This is a genomic window from Sphingomonas sp. (assembly GCF_003248515.1).
GTDB lineage: Bacteria > Pseudomonadota > Alphaproteobacteria > Sphingomonadales > Sphingomonadaceae > Sphingomonas_I.
Genome location: NZ_QFOB01000001.1, coordinates 21,572 through 38,326, shown reverse-complemented (window position 1 = coordinate 38,326; position 16,755 = coordinate 21,572). Strand labels below are relative to the sequence as shown.

General features: G+C 68.5%; 20 protein-coding genes. 17 read left to right on the top strand and 3 right to left on the bottom strand.

Annotated features, from left to right (window positions below; genetic code table 11):
• Positions 1-7 precede the first annotated feature (7 nt).
• The 14 genes from ctaD (at position 8) to DI605_RS00130 (ending at position 12,298) form a co-directional block, all read left to right on the top strand.
• Positions 8-1,687, top strand: coding sequence for a cytochrome c oxidase subunit I (gene ctaD / locus DI605_RS00195; RefSeq protein ID WP_293967592.1), 1,680 nt, complete (start codon positions 8-10; stop codon positions 1,685-1,687).
• Positions 1,688-1,830: 143 nt separating this feature from the next.
• The gene (locus tag DI605_RS00190) at positions 1,831-2,139 is read left to right on the top strand and encodes a hypothetical protein (RefSeq protein WP_293967590.1); all 309 of its coding nucleotides are present in this window, start codon (positions 1,831-1,833) and stop codon (positions 2,137-2,139) included.
• Positions 2,136-3,692 carry a methyl-accepting chemotaxis protein gene (locus DI605_RS00185; protein ID WP_293967589.1) on the top strand — a complete coding sequence of 519 codons (1,557 nt, stop codon included), beginning with the start codon at positions 2,136-2,138 and terminating at the stop codon, positions 3,690-3,692. Before DI605_RS00190 ends, DI605_RS00185 begins: the two co-directional genes overlap by 4 nt.
• Positions 3,693-3,812: 120 nt before the next feature.
• On the top strand, positions 3,813-4,724 hold the full coding sequence (locus DI605_RS00180; protein ID WP_293967588.1) for a heme o synthase: 912 nt from the start codon (positions 3,813-3,815) through the stop codon (positions 4,722-4,724).
• Positions 4,721-4,843, top strand: a complete 123-nt coding sequence (locus DI605_RS00175) for a hypothetical protein (protein ID WP_293967586.1) — start codon at positions 4,721-4,723, stop codon at positions 4,841-4,843. Before DI605_RS00180 ends, DI605_RS00175 begins: the two co-directional genes overlap by 4 nt.
• On the top strand, positions 4,843-5,409 hold the full coding sequence (locus tag DI605_RS00170; RefSeq protein ID WP_293967584.1) for a cytochrome c oxidase assembly protein: 567 nt from the start codon (positions 4,843-4,845) through the stop codon (positions 5,407-5,409). Before DI605_RS00175 ends, DI605_RS00170 begins: the two co-directional genes overlap by 1 nt.
• A 36-nt stretch (positions 5,410-5,445) precedes the next feature.
• Complete coding sequence (locus DI605_RS00165; RefSeq protein ID WP_293967582.1) at positions 5,446-6,267, top strand: cytochrome c oxidase subunit 3; 822 nt, start codon at positions 5,446-5,448, stop codon at positions 6,265-6,267.
• 19 nt (positions 6,268-6,286) lie between these two features.
• Positions 6,287-6,796, top strand: a complete 510-nt coding sequence (locus DI605_RS00160) for a DUF3291 domain-containing protein (protein WP_293967580.1) — start codon at positions 6,287-6,289, stop codon at positions 6,794-6,796.
• 10 nt (positions 6,797-6,806) lie between these two features.
• On the top strand, positions 6,807-7,169 hold the full coding sequence (locus DI605_RS00155; protein WP_293967578.1) for a DUF983 domain-containing protein: 363 nt from the start codon (positions 6,807-6,809) through the stop codon (positions 7,167-7,169).
• The gene (locus tag DI605_RS00150; RefSeq protein WP_293967575.1) at positions 7,166-7,804 is read left to right on the top strand and encodes an SURF1 family protein; all 639 of its coding nucleotides are present in this window, start codon (positions 7,166-7,168) and stop codon (positions 7,802-7,804) included. Before DI605_RS00155 ends, DI605_RS00150 begins: the two co-directional genes overlap by 4 nt.
• Positions 7,805-7,911: 107 nt before the next feature.
• Positions 7,912-9,321 (top strand): threonine synthase, encoded by a 1,410-nt coding sequence (gene thrC, locus DI605_RS00145; protein WP_293967572.1) that lies wholly within the window; start codon positions 7,912-7,914, stop codon positions 9,319-9,321.
• Positions 9,318-10,547, top strand: a complete 1,230-nt coding sequence (locus DI605_RS00140; RefSeq protein WP_293967569.1) for a pitrilysin family protein — start codon at positions 9,318-9,320, stop codon at positions 10,545-10,547. Before thrC ends, DI605_RS00140 begins: the two co-directional genes overlap by 4 nt.
• Positions 10,544-11,410, top strand: a complete 867-nt coding sequence (locus DI605_RS00135; RefSeq protein ID WP_293967566.1) for a class I SAM-dependent methyltransferase — start codon at positions 10,544-10,546, stop codon at positions 11,408-11,410. Before DI605_RS00140 ends, DI605_RS00135 begins: the two co-directional genes overlap by 4 nt.
• Before the next feature lie 132 nt (positions 11,411-11,542).
• Entirely contained in the window at positions 11,543-12,298 is a 756-nt protein-coding gene (locus DI605_RS00130) for a THxN family PEP-CTERM protein (protein ID WP_293967563.1), read from the top strand.
• Between the two features lie 137 nt (positions 12,299-12,435).
• On the opposite strand, the gene DI605_RS00125 is transcribed toward DI605_RS00130, so the two are convergent.
• Genes DI605_RS00125 through DI605_RS00115 form a run of 3 tightly spaced genes read right to left on the bottom strand, consistent with a single transcriptional unit; the run spans position 12,436 to position 14,074 of the window.
• The gene (locus DI605_RS00125; protein WP_293968828.1) at positions 12,436-13,074 is read right to left on the bottom strand and encodes a heme exporter protein CcmB; all 639 of its coding nucleotides are present in this window, start codon (positions 13,072-13,074) and stop codon (positions 12,436-12,438) included.
• Positions 13,075-13,079: 5 nt separating this feature from the next.
• Positions 13,080-13,682: a heme ABC exporter ATP-binding protein CcmA gene (ccmA, locus tag DI605_RS00120; protein WP_293967560.1), complete on the bottom strand. Its 603-nt coding sequence runs from the start codon at positions 13,680-13,682 to the stop codon at positions 13,080-13,082.
• Positions 13,679-14,074 carry a metallopeptidase family protein gene (locus DI605_RS00115; protein WP_293967557.1) on the bottom strand — a complete coding sequence of 132 codons (396 nt, stop codon included), beginning with the start codon at positions 14,072-14,074 and terminating at the stop codon, positions 13,679-13,681. Before DI605_RS00115 ends, ccmA begins: the two co-directional genes overlap by 4 nt.
• A 71-nt stretch (positions 14,075-14,145) precedes the next feature.
• Here DI605_RS00115 and DI605_RS00110 point away from each other — a divergent pair, with 71 nt between their 5' ends.
• Genes DI605_RS00110 through DI605_RS00100 form a run of 3 tightly spaced genes read left to right on the top strand, consistent with a single transcriptional unit; the run spans position 14,146 to position 16,739 of the window.
• On the top strand, positions 14,146-14,439 hold the full coding sequence (locus DI605_RS00110; RefSeq protein WP_293967555.1) for a 4a-hydroxytetrahydrobiopterin dehydratase: 294 nt from the start codon (positions 14,146-14,148) through the stop codon (positions 14,437-14,439).
• Positions 14,432-15,190, top strand: coding sequence for an ATP-binding cassette domain-containing protein (locus tag DI605_RS00105; RefSeq protein ID WP_293967552.1), 759 nt, complete (start codon positions 14,432-14,434; stop codon positions 15,188-15,190). Before DI605_RS00110 ends, DI605_RS00105 begins: the two co-directional genes overlap by 8 nt.
• Positions 15,191-15,218: 28 nt before the next feature.
• On the top strand, positions 15,219-16,739 hold the full coding sequence (locus DI605_RS00100) for a glycine betaine ABC transporter substrate-binding protein (protein WP_293968826.1): 1,521 nt from the start codon (positions 15,219-15,221) through the stop codon (positions 16,737-16,739).
• The last annotated feature ends 16 nt before the right edge of the window (positions 16,740-16,755 follow it).

Sequence of the window (16,755 nt, the reverse complement as noted above, 5' to 3'; positions counted from 1 at the left end):
CCGAAGAATGACCGACATCGCCGCGCATCCGAGCCACTTCCACGCCGACGAGGGCCACGAGCATCATCATGATGCCGATCACAAGCCGCCCTTCTTCGCGCGCTGGTTCATGTCGACGAACCACAAGGATATCGGCACGCTCTATCTGATCTTCGCGATCTTCGCGGGCATCATCGGCGGCGCCATTTCCGGCATCATGCGGGCGGAACTGGCCAAGCCCGGCATCCAGATCCTGACGATGGCGTGGCCGCTGGGCGTGGGCTCGGTGGCGACGATGGACGAGGCGCTGCACCACTGGAACGTGCTGATCACCGCGCACGGCCTCATCATGGTGTTCTTCATGGTCATGCCGGCGATGATCGGCGGTTTCGGCAACTGGTTCGTTCCGATCATGATCGGCGCGCCGGACATGGCCTTCCCGCGCATGAACAACATTTCGTTCTGGCTGCTCATCCCCTCCTTCACCCTGCTGCTGGGATCGAGCTTCGTCTCGGGCGGGACGGGGCCGGGCGCGGGCACGGGATGGACGGTCTATGCGCCGCTTTCCACAAGTGGCTCTGCGGGGCCGGCGGTCGATATGGCGATCCTTTCGCTTCACCTCGCGGGTGCCTCGTCGATCCTGGGCGCGATCAACTTCATCACGACCATCCTCAACATGCGCGCGCCGGGCATGACGCTGCACAAGATGCCGCTCTTCGCCTGGTCGGTGCTGGTCACCGCCTTCCTGCTGCTGCTCTCGCTGCCGGTGCTGGCCGCCGCGATCACGATGCTGCTGACGGACCGCAATTTCGGCACGACCTTCTTCGATGCGAGCGGGGGCGGCGATCCGGTGCTCTACCAGCACCTGTTCTGGTTCTTCGGTCACCCCGAAGTCTACATCATGATCCTGCCGGGCTTCGGCATCGTCAGCCACATCATCTCGACGTTCAGCCGCAAGCCGATCTTCGGCTATCTCGGCATGGCCTATGCGATGGTGGCGATCGGCGTGGTCGGCTTCATCGTGTGGGCGCACCACATGTACACGACCGGCCTGAGCGTGAACACGAAGATGTATTTCACCGCCGCGACGATGGTGATCGCCGTGCCGACCGGCATCAAGATCTTCTCGTGGATCGCGACGATGTGGGAGGGTTCGCTCTCCTTCAAGACGCCGATGCTGTGGGCGATCGGCTTCATCTTCATGTTCACGGTGGGCGGCGTCACGGGCGTGCTGCTGGCCAATGGCGGCATCGATAATTATTTCCAGGACGCCTATTACGTGGTGGCGCACTTCCACTACGTGCTGTCGCTGGGTGCGGTCTTCTCGCTCTTCGCCGGTTTCTATTACTGGTTCCCGAAGATGAGCGGCAAGATGTACAACGAGTTTCTCGGCCAGTTGCATTTCTGGGTGTTCTTCGTCGGCGTGAACGTGCTGTTCTTCCCGATGCACTTCCTGGGCATGCAGGGCATGCCGCGCCGCTACCCGGATTATCCGGATGCCTATGCCAAGTGGAACGCGCTTGCGAGCCACGGTTACGAGATCATGGCTGCCGGCATGCTGATCTTCTTCATCAATGTCATCTGGTCGCTGGCGGCGGGCAAGAAGGCGCCGGACAATCCCTGGGGCGAGGGGGCGACCACGCTGGAATGGACGCTTTCCAGCCCGCCGCCCTATCACCAGTTCGAGCAGCTTCCGCGGATCGACTGACCACCGGACGCGCGACGCGAAGAGGGGCCTCCGGAGCAATCCGGGGGCCTTTTCTATTTCGTTTTGTTACCGGAACGGGTCATTGGTCGAAACGACCATCGCGGTTTACGAGCCAGTAACCAATCCGCGCCTACGGCCCGGGCATGAGCTATCGCGTCCCCCGTTCCCGTGCCGCGGCGTCCTTGCTGATCCAGTTGCTGGCGACGATCGGAATCGTCGGCGGCCTTGTCGCCGCGCCGCCCGCAAACGGCCGGATGATGCTGGTGCCCCTTTCCGAAAGCGCCGCGCAGGGGATGGCGGCGGCGGCGATCGACAAGGGCGCGTCGCTGATCGGGCAGGGGCCGCTGCCCGGATCGATCGTGGTGGATGGAAATCGCGACGCGCTGTTCCGGACGCTCCTGAATCGCGGCGTCGCTCTCCTCGCCGCCCCCGTTACGGGATGCGGCCAGTGATCCGGCTGGCCACATCGGCGGGCGAAATGCCGCTGGAGGTGGCAACGCTGCAGAAGGTGGGCGTGCGTGCGATCGTGGCGGCCGCCTGGGTGATCCTTCTCGGACTGGCCATTGGCTGTCTGTTCACGCAGGCCGCGGACGGCTGGATCGTGCTGGCAAGCGGCCTGATCGCCAATTTCCTGCCGACCCGCGCCGCCCTGCGCGGGCGGTATGACGGCGCCACGCGGATGCAGGTGGGCACGCTGGCTTTCCTTTATCCGGCTCTCGGCGTGTTCATGCTGAGCGGCTACGCCTGGCAGCTCGACGCCCACATGTATTTCTTCGCGGCACTCGCGGCGTTGACCGTGCTGTGCGACTGGCGGCCGATCATCCTGGCCGCGACCCTGATCGCGCTGCATCATCTGGTGCTCGACAAGCTCGCCCCGAGCTGGGTTTTCTCGGGCGAGGGATCCTATGGCCGGGTGCTGTTCCATGCCGGCGCGGTCGTCTTCGAAACGAGCTTCCTCGTCTATGTCGTCCAGCAGCTTCGCAGCCGGATGATCCGCCAGCTTTCGGCACGCCAGGAAAGCGAGCGCTCCGCCGCGGAGGCGATCGCCGCGCGGGACGAGCTTCACGCCGCGATGCTCCAGGCGCGGGCGGCGGAGCAGATCGCATCCGACGAGCGCCATCGCCGCCACGCCGCCGAGGCCGCCGCCGGGGAGCGCCGTCGCAGCGACATGCTCGTGCTGGCCGAAACCTTCCGGGCTTCCGTGCTGGATGCGGTACGCTCTGTCGGCGTCGCTTCGGCCGATCTCGACACATCAGCCCGCTCGCTCGACGATATCGCCCAATCCGCCACGCGCGACAGCGAGGCCATGGCCCGCACCGCGCGCCGATCGCTGGAGGATGCGCGCCAGCTCGCGCTCCGGGTGCGCGAACTGGCGGGCTCCGTCTCGGCCATATCGGGGCGCGTCGGCGAACAGGCGCGGCTGGGCAGCGAGGCGCGCGCAGCCTCCGCCTCCAGCCACCGCACCGTGGCGGGGCTCGCCGATCACAGCGTCACGATCGGCGGCTTCGTCCAGTCGATCCAGCAGATCGCGCGGCGCACCAATCTGCTCGCGCTCAACGCCACGATCGAGGCGGCGCATGCCGGCGATGCGGGGCGGGGCTTCGCGGTTGTGGCGCAGGAGGTGAAGGCGCTTGCCCGCCAGGCCGGCGGCGCATCCAGCGAGATCCAGGCGCTCGCCTCCGCCATCGATAGCGGGGCGGGCGAGGTGAACGAGGCGCTGGCCGCGATCGAGGAGATGATCGCCCAGCTTTCCCGCGCCGCGGAAGCGATCAGCGAGGATGTGGCGCGCCATGGCCTTACGGCGCTGGCGGCCGAATCGATCGCGGACCAGACCGCGCTCAGCGCCGCCGACATCGCCGCCGAGGCCAGCGGCGCCGCGCGCGCGGCCGAAACCGCCGCCGCCCTTTCCGCGCAGGTGACGGGTGCCGCCTCGGGCCTGTCGGAAACGGCGCGCGCGCTCCAGGCCGCGACGGAGCGCTTCGTCGATCAGATCAAGGCGGCCTGAGCGCGCGCGGGCGCGCTTTTTCCCCATTCCCCACCGGGCGCCGACCGGGCAAATCATCGCGGGCGATGCCGGCGGCGGCGCTCTTTCGCGAATCCCCGCACGCCTGTATAGGCCGGGCCGATGCAATCCCCCGTTCTTGCCGCCACGCATCCCTTGCCTGCCGACTGGCGCGATTTCCTCGCCCTGACGAAGCCGCGCGTGATGTCGCTGGTGGTGTTTACGGGGCTTTGCGCGATGCTGGCCGCGCCCGCGCACGTCCACCCCGTGATCGGCTTCACCGCGATCCTGTGTATCGCGCTGGGCGCCGGCGCGAGTGGTGCGCTCAACCAATGGTATGAGGCGGATCTGGATGCGGTGATGAAGCGCACCGCCCGCCGCCCGCTGCCCGCCGGCCGCATGGATCGGCAGGCGGCCCTGCACTTCGGGGTCGGCCTCGGCAGCTTCTCCGTGCTGCTGATGGGGCTGGCCGTGAACCTGCTCTCGGCCGCGATCCTCGCCGGATCGATCCTGTTCTACGTGCTGATCTACACCGTCTGGCTCAAGCGCCGGACACCGCAGAATATCGTGATCGGGGGTGCCGCCGGCGCCTTCCCGCCGCTGATCGGCTGGGCGGCGGCGACGGGCCGCGTCGATGTGCTGCCCATCCTGATGTTCGCGCTCGTCTTCCTGTGGACGCCGCCGCATTTCTGGGCGCTCGGCCTGTTCGTGCGCACCGATTATGCGGCCGCGGGCGTGCCGATGATGCCGGTGGTGGCGGGTGCGCGCGCGACGCGGATGCAGGTGTTCCTTTATAGCCTGCCCATGGCGGTGTGCGCGGTGGTGCCCTGGCCGCTGGGCCTGACCGGCCCGATCTATGGCGGCGTGGCGGCCCTGCTGTCGCTGGTCTTCGTGGGGCTTGCCGCGCGGGTGGGGATCAGCCGGATCGAGGATCAGGCGCTGATGCGCGACGAGCGGCGCATGTTCGGCTTTTCCATCCTCTATCTCTTCGCGATCTTCGGCGCGCTCGTGGCCGATCGGATGCTGCTCGCATGACGCCCGAGCATCAGCGCGAATATCAGGCGCGCCAGCGGGCGCGGGCCAAGGTGATGGCGCTGATCCTGGGGGCGCTGGTGATCCTGTTCTTCGCCATCTCGATCGCGAAGATGGCCTGATGGCGGGGCAGGCTTCGCTGCCGGGGCGGGGCAAGGCGCGCACGCTTGCGGGCACGTTGCTGATGCTCGCCGCGATGACTGCGCTCGGCTTCGCCAGCGTGCCGCTCTACCGCATCTTCTGCGAGGCGACCGGCTATAACGGCACGGCGAAGAAGGAACTGAACGCGATCGCGCCGGGCGAGGTGGTCGGCAAGATCGTGAACGTGCGCTTCGATGCCAATGTGAAGCCCGGCATGGGCTGGAGCTTCGAGCCGGACGATAAGGTGAAGCGCGTGGCCGTCGGCGCGCGGCAGATGGCCTTCTTCACCGCCGTGAACAATACGGACCGGACGATCACCGGATCGGCGGCCTTCAATGTCAGCCCGCCACAGGCCGGCCAGTATTTCACGAAGATCCAATGCTTCTGCTTCACCGAGCAGACGCTGAAGCCGCACGAGCGCGTGCGCATGCCGGTGATCTTCTTCGTCGATCCGCAATTCGCCAAGGATCCGGACACGCGCGACATCAGCGAGATCACGCTGAGCTATACATTCTTCCCCGTAGCATCGTCGAAAGTGACGGGCTAAGGAGGGCTATAAAATCTAGGAATGGGGATCCGAAGCATGGCCGGCGCGAAGAGCCACGATTATCATATCCTGCCGCCGGATCCCTATCCGATCCTTTCCGCCTTCGCGGCGCTGATCCTCGCATCGGGCGGGATCATGTACATGCACAACATCGCTTATGGCGGCTTCGTCGCGATCGGTGGGCTGATCTGCGTGCTGGCCTGCATGGCGGGCTGGTGGGGCCGCGTGATCGGCGAGGCCAAGGCCGGCGATCATACACCGGTGGTGGGGCTTCACCTGCGCTACGGCATGATCCTGTTCATCGCCTCGGAGGTGATGTTCTTCGTCGGCTGGTTCTGGGCGTGGTTCGATTTCTCGCTCTTCCCCTCGACCGTCGATGCCGTCGGCGGCGTGTGGCCGCCCAAGGGCATCGAGGTGATCAACCCCTTCGCCTTCCCGCTGCTCAACACGCTGATCCTGCTCTGCTCGGGCACCACCGTCACCTGGGCGCATCATGCGCTGCTGCATGGCGATCGCAGGGGCCTGATCCAGGGGCTGTGGTGCACCATCCTGCTGGGCGCACTCTTCTCGACGATCCAGGCCTATGAATATGCCCACGCGCCCTTCGCCTTCAAAGGGCTGAACTATGGCGCCGCCTTCTTCATGGCGACGGGCTTTCACGGCTTCCACGTGCTGGTCGGCACGATCTTCCTGATCGTGAACCTGATCCGCGCCTACAAGGGCGATTTCACGCCCAAGCAGCATTTCGGGTTCGAGGCGGCCGCCTGGTACTGGCATTTCGTCGACGTCGTTTGGCTGTTCCTGTTCGTGACGATCTACGTCTGGGGCGGCTGGGGCGCGCCCATCCACGCCGGCTGAGCCGATCGGGGCCGATCCGGTGACGGAAGCCTTCGAACTCGCCCAGATCAATGTCGGCCGGCTCGTGGCGCCGGCCGAGGATCCCAGGGTGGCCGAGTTCATGGGCGCTCTCGCCGCCGTGAACGCCATGGCGGAGGCGGCGCCCGGCTTCGTCTGGCGGCTGAAGGACGAGGCGGGAGACGGCGCGACCGACATCCGCCCCGCGCCGGATCCGCAATTCATCACCAACATGTCCGCCTGGCGGGATGCGGACGCCCTCTTTGCCTTCGTCTATCGCAGCGCGCACACGCCCTTCATGGCGCGGCGGCGGGAATGGTTCGATCGGTTCGAGGGTGCCTATCAGGCGCTCTGGTGGGTGCCGGCCGGGCATCGGCCCAAGATCGAGGAGGGGCTTTCGCGTCTCTGGCTGCTCGATCGCTACGGCCCTTCGGACAAGGCCTTCACCTTCAAGGCGCGCTTTCCCGCGCCGGGCGCGCCGGGGCTGCCCGTGGACATGCGGCCCGATCCCTGGTGCGTCGGCCGCGCCTGAGCCGCCTTTCATGCCCACTCCTGCCCCCCTCGATGCCGGGATCCGCGGCCTCTGCCCGCGTTGTGGCGCGAAAACCCTGTTTTCCGGCCCGATCCGCTTTGCCGACCGCTGCGCCGCCTGCGGGCTCGACATCGCCGGCTTCAACGTGGGCGACGGACCGGCCGCCTTCCTGACGCTGGTGATCGGCGCGATCGTGGCGGCTGCGGCGATCATGCTGGAGCTGGCCGTCTCGCCGCCCTGGTGGGTCCATGCCCTGCTCTGGCCGCCCGTGACGCTGGGCCTGATCCTGGGATGGCTGCGCGTGGCGAAGGGCGCGCTGCTCGCGCTGGAATATCGCAATGCCGCGCGCGAAGGGCGGATCGCGGATCGATGATGCGCCGCATCCCGGTTGTCCCCACCATCCTCGTCATGCTGGCCGTGGCGGCGATGATCGCGCTGGGCGTGTGGCAGCTCCAGCGGCGGCACGAGAAGGAAGCGTTGCTGGCTCTTTACGCGGCGAATGTCGCCAGGCCGCCGGCCGCCTTCGCGGCGCTCTGGCCGATCGACGATCACAGCCTTTTTCGGGAGGCGAGCGCGACTTGCCTGGAGGTGACGGGCTGGAAGGTGCAGGCGGGCCATGGCGCGGCGGGCCAGACCGGCTGGAGCCATATCGCGGCCTGCCGCACGGGCGCCGAGGGTCCCGGCATCAATGTCGACATGGGCGTCTCTCCATCCGCCGATGCGCCGAAAGGCTGGACGGGTGGCCCGGTGCGCGGGCGCGTCGTCTGGACGCCGGACGGATCGCCGCTGGTGGCGCGGCTCTTTTCGTCGCCCGCGCCCAGAACCCCGTTGATCGTGAGCGAGACGCCCGCGCCCGGCCTATCCCCCACCGCGCCGCCGGATCCCGGCAGCGTGCCGAACAACCATTTCGCCTATGCGGTGCAGTGGTTCCTGTTCGCGGGCGTGGCGGTGATCATTTACGGCGTGGCGCTGTGGCGGCGTAAGGCGGCCGCACCGGCCGGGGCCTGATTCCGGATCGGGGCGCCGCCTTTCCGCAACAGCAAGGGGGCGACATGGGCCACGGGGCGCCGGATATGCTTCCCTCCGGCGTCCGCAGGGACTAAGCACCGCGCCCCATGCGATATGTGAGCACCAGGGGGAGCGCGCCGGCGCTCGATTTCGAGGGCGCGACGCTGGCGGGTCTGGCCAGCGACGGCGGACTTTACGTGCCGGAGGCATGGCCGCGTTTCTCGAAGGACGAGATCGCGGCGCTGGCCGGCCTTTCCTATGCCGATACGGCCGTGGCCGTGATGGCGCCGTTCGTGGGCGATGCCCTCACGCGCGAAGAGCTGCGCGAATTGTGCGTGGCCGCCTATGGCCGCTTCGATCATGCGGCGGTGACCCCGCTGGTGCAACTGGATGAGCGCAACTGGCTGCTCGAACTGTTCCATGGGCCGACGCTGGCCTTCAAGGACGTGGCGCTGCAACTGCTGGGCCTGCTGTTCGAGCGCTTCCTTGCGACGCGCGATACGCATCTGACGGTGGTGGGTGCCACGAGCGGCGACACCGGTTCCGCCGCGATCGACGCGCTGGCGGGCCGTGCGAAGGTGGATATATTCATGCTCCACCCGGCGGGGCGCGTCTCCGACGTGCAGCGCCGCCAGATGACGACGGTGCTTTCGCCCAACGTCCACAATATCGCGATCGAGGGCAGCTTCGATGATGCGCAGGCGATGGTGAAGGCGATGTTCGCACACCAGGGCTTTGCCGGCCGCTTCGCGCTCTCGGCGGTCAATTCCATCAACTGGGCGCGGCTGATGGCCCAGATCGTCTATTATTTCTATGCGGCGGTGCGCCTCGGTGCGCCCCGGCGACAGATCGCCTTCTCGGTGCCGACCGGCAATTTCGGCGATGTCTTCGCCGGCTATGTCGCGGCGCAGATGGGCCTGCCGGTGGCGAAGCTGCTGGTGGCGACGAACGTCAACGACATTCTCCACCGCGCGCTTTCGGCCGGCGACTATTCGGTGGGCACCGTGACGCCCACGGCCGCGCCATCGATGGATATCCAGGTCAGCTCGAATTTCGAGCGGCTGCTGTTCGATCTGCACGATCGCGACGGGCTGGCGCTCGCCGCCACGATGCGCGGCTTCGAGGAGACGAAGCGGCTGGCCATTCCGCAGGCGATGGTGGGGCGCGCGGCCGGCCTTTTCGCCAGCGCGCGGATCGATCCGGACGGCATGGCGCTGGCGATGCGCAAGGCCTGGCAGGATTCTGGCGAACTGCTCGATCCGCACACCGCGATCGGTCTGGCGGCCGCGCATGGCGCGGATCTGGCGGCGGACATTCCGATCGTCACGCTGGCGACGGCGCATCCGGCCAAGTTCCGCGATGCCGTGGAGCGCGGCACCGGGCAGCGGCCGATCCTGCCGATCCGCATCGGCGATCTCTTCGATCGCGAGGAGCGTTACGAGACGCTGCCGGCCTCGCTGGAGGCGGTGGAGGCCTATATCGGCGAGCGGGCCGTGCCCATCGCCGTGGGGGCATGAGCGCACGCATTCACCGTCTCGCCAACGGCCTCACCCTCGCGGTGGAGCCGATGGCGGGCGTCGAGACGGTTGCGGTGGGCCTCTATGCCGATGCCGGATCGCGCTCCGAGCCGGAGGGGCTGGCCGGGCTCGCCCACATGGTCGAGCATATGGTGTTCAAGGGTGCGGGCATGCGCAATGCGCGCCAGATCGCCGAGGTGATCGAGGACAAGGGCGGATCGATCAACGCCTGGACGACGCGTGACCACACCGCCTTTCAGGCGCGGATGCTGTCCGGCGACATGGCGCTGGGGCTGGAGGTCATCTCCGACCTGATCCGCGCGCCGCATTTCGACAGCGAGGAACTGGAGCGCGAGAAAGGCGTGGTGCTGGCCGAACTGGGCGAGGCGCGCGATACGCCGGACGACATCATCTACGATCATCTTCAGGCGACGGCCTTTGCCGGGCAGACGCTGGGTGAGCCGGTGCTGGGCCATGAGGAAACCATCGCGGCGATCGATGCGGCGGCCCTGCGCGGCTGGCTGGAGGGCCAGTATCGGCCGGAGGGGCTGGTGCTGGCGGCGGCCGGCAAGGTGGACGAGGACGCGCTGCTGAAGATCGCGGAGGCGCGCTTCGGCGATCTCGCGCCCGGTGCCGCGCCCCGTCCCGCCGCGGCCATCTTCGCGGGCGGCGCGCATCATGACGTGCGGCGCTTCGATCAGTTGCATGTCGCGCTGGGCTTCCGGGGTGTCGGGCTGCATGACGATGCGCTCCATGCGCTCTCGCTGTTCGCCAGCGCGGCGGGCGGGGGCATGTCCTCGCGCCTGTTTCAGGAGGTGCGCGAGGAACGCGGCCTCGCTTATTCCATCTATGCCTGGGCGCATGCCTATGCCGAAACGGGGCTGTTCGGCGTCTATTGCGCGGCCGGACGCCGCGATGCCGCCCGCGCGCTGGCGCTGACGCGCGAGGTTCTGGCGCGGACGGCGGAGACGCTGGACCAGGCCGAGCTGGATCGCGCGCGCGCGCAGGCCAAGGCCGGGCTGCTGATGGGGCTGGAATCGGTCGCCACCCGTGCCGACCATCTTGCCCGCCAGATCCAGATCCATGGCCGGATTGTGCCGCCGGCCGAATCCGTGGCGCTGCTGGATGCGGTGACGGTGGCGCAGGCGCGCGCGGCGGGCGCGGGCGCGCTTTCCGGCGGCGAGGCGCTGGCCACGGTGGGCGGCAAGCTGGCCAAGGCGGCGTGAACGATCTCCTCACTCTCGTGACCGAACCCTGGGCCGATTATGGCCTCGTCGATTCGGGCCATGGCCGGAAGCTGGAGCGCTATGGCCGCTTCCGCTTCATCCGGCCCGAGCCGCAGGCGATGTGGGCGCCAGCCTCGATGAGCTGGGAGGCGGACGGCGATTTCATCGCCGCTTCCGACGATGAGGGTGGTGGCAAATGGCATCTCTCGCGCGATGTGCCGCGTGGCGGCTGGCATGTGCGCTGGGAGGAGGTGCGCTTCCTCGCCCAGAATACGCCCTTCCGCCATCTCGCCTTCTTCCCCGACATGGCGCCCCAATGGGAATGGATGCGCGAGCGGACCGACGAGGGAAGCGAGATGCTCAACCTCTTCGGCTATACCGGTGTCGGTAGCCTCGCGCTTGCCGCGAAGGGCGCGCGCGTCACCCACGTCGATGCATCGAAGAAATCGGTGGAAGCGGGCAAGGCCAACGCCTTTCTGTCCGACATGGCGGATCGGCCGATCCGCTGGATGGTGGACGATGCGGTGAAATTCGCCGCGCGCGAGGTGCGGCGCGGGCGGCGCTATGACGGCATCATGCTGGATCCGCCCAAATTCGGGCGCGGGCCGGATGGCGAGGTGTGGCGGCTCGAGGAGCATCTGCCGGGCCTGATCGCGCACTGCCGCCAGCTGCTCGACGAAAATTCCCGGTTTCTGGTGCTTACGGTCTATGCGGTGCGCATGTCCGCGCTCGCCATCGGCACGTTGCTGGAGCAGGCGCTGGGCGATCTTGGCGGCAAGGTGGAGGTCGGCGAGATGGCGGTACGCGAGGAAGCGCGCGGCCTTCTTCTGCCCACCGCGATTTTTGCACGGTGGAGCCGATAACAGGCCAAAGCCAGTCCAAAAGCCCTTTTTGTCAATCCTTAAGCCTGCCTTAACCCTCTTCCGGGGGCGGAACGACTGCGGGCTGCTCCCGACTTGGCCGGATGTATCGGCCATTGTTGTGGGGAGTTCCGTATGCGGCGTCTGTTGCTTTCCAGTTTCGTGGCCCTGCTGGCGGTGACGCCGGCAGGCGCCGCCACCACGCTCCAGTATGGCGCGGCCAATTTTACCGATGCGATAGGCCCCGGTGCGTCCGACGTCGTCCTGCTCGACACGGACGGTCTTGCCGGGGCGGAGCAGATCCGCTGGGGCGATTCCGGCCCCATTTCCGCCAAGTCCGGCCTGCGCTTCGCCACGGCCCCGGCGCAGACGATCAGTCAGGGCGCGCAGTTCACGCTCGGCACGCTCACCTATTTCAACAATGTAATCTCGGCCGGCACGCAGGTCACGTCGGTCGATCTCGGCATTTCGGCCCTGCTGGGAATAGACGGATCGCCGCTGGCGGCGGGGCCGTTCGTCTTCACCATCAACGTCGACGAAACGCCGAATAGCGGGCCGCTTCAGGGTTGCCCTTATTATTCGCAGATCGCCTGTTCCGATCAGATCAGCATCATCACCGGCGCGGCATCGCAGACGTTCGAACTCGGCGGCCAGACCCTGACCCTCTATCTGGATGGCTTCCTCGATCGAAACGCCGTCCCCCGATCGAGCTTCATCGCGCAGGAGGAGCAGAGCACGACGGCCACGCTCGTCGGGCATTTCGATCTCGCCTCGGCCGTGCCCGAGCCGGCGAGCTGGGCGATGATGGTCGCGGGCTTTGGCCTCCTCGGTGGGGCGATGCGCCGGCGCGAGAGGCTCGTACCCATCCGGTTAACCCTCCCCCCCGCCTGATCGCAGGAGGGTCCTTCGGGGCGGGATGGTTATCCAGCGGCCTTCCCGCCCCGATTTTTTCCGGATCGGCGAATTCCGGGGCTCGCCTTGCCGCGCTGTGCGGGCCGGCAGGCGATTCCTCCCGCCTCGAAATCGTCCTAGCTGCGGCCCGCCTTCAGGGCCGCGCCCGTAACGAAGGGCGCACCGGCGACGAGCAGCAGGCATGTCGCGGCCAGCAATTTGGTGGCGCCCGCTCCGCCCTCGCCCAGCGCGCCCGCCCCGAAGATCAGCAGCGGAATGGCCAGCGGCAGCATGACGATGCCGGCGAGCGCGCCCGCACCGCGCAATCCCGCCGTGAGCGCCGCCGTCGCCAGCGCCAGCGCGGCGAGGCCGGGCGTGCCGAGCGCCAGCCCCGCCTCCAGCCGCAGCACCATCGCGCCATCCAGCCCCAGCAGGGCCGCCGCCGGCAGCGTTGCCACCATCAGCGGAGGCCCGAAGGACAGCCAGTGCGCGACGAGCTTCGCCACGCCGATCGCCTCCTCGCTGATCCCGCGCGCGACGAACTGATCGATCGTGCCCGAGGCAAGATCGGGCGCGACCAGCCGCTCCACCGGCAGGAGCGCGGCGAGCAGAGCCGCCGTCCACAGCAGGCCGCCGCCGATCCGCGCGAGCAGCGCCTTGTCCGGGCCGATCGCGAAAGGCAGCAACGTCGCCACCAGCAGATAGAAGAGCAGCGGCAATGCCGCGCCGCCCTGCGCCCAGGCGAGGCGCAGATCGCGCGCGCCGATCGCGACCAGCGCCTTCACAGCCGGATCTCGCGCGTGGGCGAAAGGCCGATCGGCTGGTGGCTGGCGGCGACGACGATTCCGCCCTGATCGAGGTGGATCGCCATCGCCCGGCCGAGCCGGTCCAGCGCGGCGGCGTCCAGCCCGTTGCCCGGCTCGTCCAGCAGCCAGATGTCCGCCCCGCTCGCGATCGTGCGGGCCAGCACGGCGCGCTTGCGCTGCCCGGTGGAAAGCATGGCGACCGGCACGTCCTCCAGCGGCGCGAGATCCATCGCCGCGAGCGCGCCATCCAGCGCCTCGCTTTCCGCCCCGTCAATTCGTGCCCAGAAGGCGAGGGCGGCGCGCAGCGGGCGTTCCATGTCCAGCGCGGGCGCCTCGGCGGCCAGAGCGATCCGCCCCTCGCGCTCGATCCGGCCCGCCGCCGGCGCCAGCAGGCCGGCGATCAGCCGCAGCAGGCTGGATTTGCCCGCCCCGTTCGGCCCGGCGACGAGCAGGGATTCCCCCGGGCCGAGCGCGAAGCCGAGCCCTTCGAACAACAGCCTGTCTCCGCGCAGGCAGGCGATATCGCGCAATGCCAGACGGGGCTTTGCGAGAGACGTGGCGGAGGGGCGCACGCTCATTCGGGCGCGGACCCCGCCTCTTGCTCCAGCGCGTGCATCTGATCGTCCGACAGGCCGAAATGATGGCCGATCTCGTGGATCATGACATGGGCGACCAGCGTTTCCAGCGTCTCCCCGCCTTCGGCCCATTCGTCGAGGAGTGGGCGGCGATAGAGATGGATCATATCCGGGAGCGTGCCGCTGTCGTCGATCGACTTGGTGCCGATCGGCCGCCCGGAATAGAGCCCCGAAAGCTGGAAGGGATCCTCCAGCCCGAGCGCGTCCAGAGTCTCGTCGTCGGCGAATTCCTCGATCCGGAGCACGACATTGCCGAGATGCGCGCGAAAGGCGGCGGGCAGGCGATCGATCGCCTCGCGCGCGATCCGTTCGATCGCGGCGGCATCGGGCGCCATGGTTTGACCTCGGCTCGTCATCTGCGCGACATAGGCAAGCGGCGCCGGGTGCGCCAGCGGGAGAGAGTGGCATGACGATCAGGCGCCTGAACGAGGCCGAACGGGCCGTCGCCCTCGGGGACCTGCCCGAATGGACCCTGGATGCGGAGCGTGACGGGATCCGCCGCCGCTTCGTCTTCACCGATTTCGTCGCGGCCTTCGGCTTCATGGCGAAGGTGGCGCTGCTCGCGGAGCGGGCCGATCATCATCCCGAATGGTCGAACGTGTGGAACCGGGTAGAGATACTCCTCACCACGCATGATGCCGGGGGCCTTTCCCAACGCGACGTGGCGCTCGCCGCCGAAATCGACGCGCTCCTTGGCTGAAGGCGCGCCAGCGCTTTCCTACGAGGGGGTGCGCCGCGTCCATGGCGGGCAGGCGGCGATCGACGATGTTAACCTTTCGATCGCGGCGGGATCGTTCGTCGCGCTGGTCGGGGCGTCCGGCTCCGGCAAATCCACGTTGCTGCGCATGGCGAACCGGCTGGAGACGCCGGATGCGGGGCGCGTGCTGCGTGACGGCGTGGATATCGCCGCGCTCGATCCGGTCGGGCTGAGGCGCGCGACGGGCTACAGCTTCCAGAATGTCGGGCTGTTTCCGCACATGGATGTCGCCGAGAATATCGCGCTGCCCGCGCGGCTGGCGGGGGGAAGCCGGGTGGATGTGGCGGCGGCGCTAGAGCGGGTGGACCTGCCCGCCACCTATGCCTCGCGCAGGCCGGCGCAGCTTTCCGGTGGCGAGCAGGCGCGCGTCGGCATTGCGCGCGCGCTGGCCGGTGGCGCAAGGCTGCTGCTGATGGACGAGCCTTTCGGCGCGCTGGATCCGGTGACGCGCGATCGGCTGGGGCGCACGGTGCGCGACCTGCACGACCGGATCGGGCTGACCACCATCCTCGTCACGCACGACATGGCCGAGGCGCTGCTGCTGGCGGATCGGGTGGTGGTGATGGCGGTCGGGCGGATCGCCGGCGATGCCACCCCGCGCGAAATGCTGGCGGGCGAGGCGGGGGAGGCGGCGGCCGCCCTGGTGGCCGTGCCCAAGGCGCAGGCCGATCGGCTGCGGGCGATCGGCGGGTGAGGGCGGCCTTTCGGGGATGGGCGTGGCGATGATCGCCGCGATCGGCCAGCTTCCGCCGCTCATCGCCAGCCATGTGCTGCTGGCGGGTGCGGCGATGCTGCTGGCGCTGCTGATCGGGCTTCCGCTGGGCCTGTTCGCGGCACGCCGGCCGCGCATCGGCGGCGCGATCCTGGCGGCGGCGGGCCTGATCCAGACGATTCCCGGCCTCGCTCTGCTCGCGCTGTTCTATCCCGTCCTGTTATGGCTTTCGTCGTTCGCGGGCGGGCGGATACCGGCGCTGGGCTTCCTGCCTGCCCTGCTGGCGCTGGCGCTCTATGCCCTGCTGCCGATCCTGCGCAACGTGGTGGCGGGGCTCGGCGGCATCGACCCCGCCGTTTTGCAGGCGGCCGATGGCGTGGGCATGACCCCTGGCCAGAAGCTGCACCTCGTCGAGCTGCCGCTGGCGGCACCCGTGGCGATGGCGGGCATCCGCACGGCCGCCGTCTGGACGATCGGCGCCGCCACGCTTTCCACCACCGTCGGCTATCCCAGCCTGGGCAATCCGATCTTCTCCGGGCTTCAGACCGAAAACTGGTCGCTGGTGCTGGCGGGCTGCCTGGGTGCCGCGGGGCTCGCCATCGCGGCGGACGGAATCCTCGCTCTGATCGAGCATGGGCTCTCCCGGCGGCGGCGCGCGCCCCTGTTTCTGGGCGTGGCGCTGCTGCTGATCGGTTTTGCCGCGGCGCTGGCGCCGGCCTTCGCGCCGCGCGAGCGAACGGTGATCGTCGGCGCCAAGAATTTCTCGGAACAGTTCATCCTCGCCCGGCTGATCGGCGCGCGGCTGGAGGCGGCGGGCTATCGCGTCTCCTATCGCGAAGGGCTGGGCTCGGCCGTGGCCTTCCGCGCGCTGGAGCAGGGCGATGTCGACGTCTATGTCGATTATGCGGGCACGCTGTGGACGGGCGCGATGGCGCGCACCGACATGATCCCGCGCGATCGCATGCTCGCCGAGATGGCGCGCTGGATGGCGGAGGGGCCGAAGACCGCCATTCTCGGGCCGCTCGGCTTCGAAAATGCCTATGCGCTGGCGATGCGGCCCGGAGCCGGGATCGCAAGCCTCGCGGATCTCGCCGTCCGCGCGCCGGCACTCTCTCTCGGCGCCGACCTCGAATTTCTCGACCGCCCCGAATGGCGGGCGATCCGGGATGCCTATGGCCTGCGCTTTCGCGAGCAGCGGGCCTATAATCCCACCTTCATGTATCGCGCGCTGGCGAGCGGGCAGGCGGATGTGATCTCGGCCTTTTCGTCCGATGGCCGGATCGCGGCCGATCGCCTCGTCGTGCTGGCGGATCCCAGGGCGGCGATGCCGCGCTACGACGCGCTTTTGCTCTTGAGCCCCGCGCGGGCGCGTGACGCCCGCTTCCGCGCCGCGCTCCGGCCGCTGATCGGCGCGATCGGGGTGGAGGCGATGCGCCAGGCCAACTATCTCGTTGATCGCGATGCCGGCAAGGCGACGCCGGAGCAAGCGGCCCGCCGGCTGGAGACGGAGCTGGCCAAGCCGCGTCCGTAGCCGCCGGGGCCGCTTG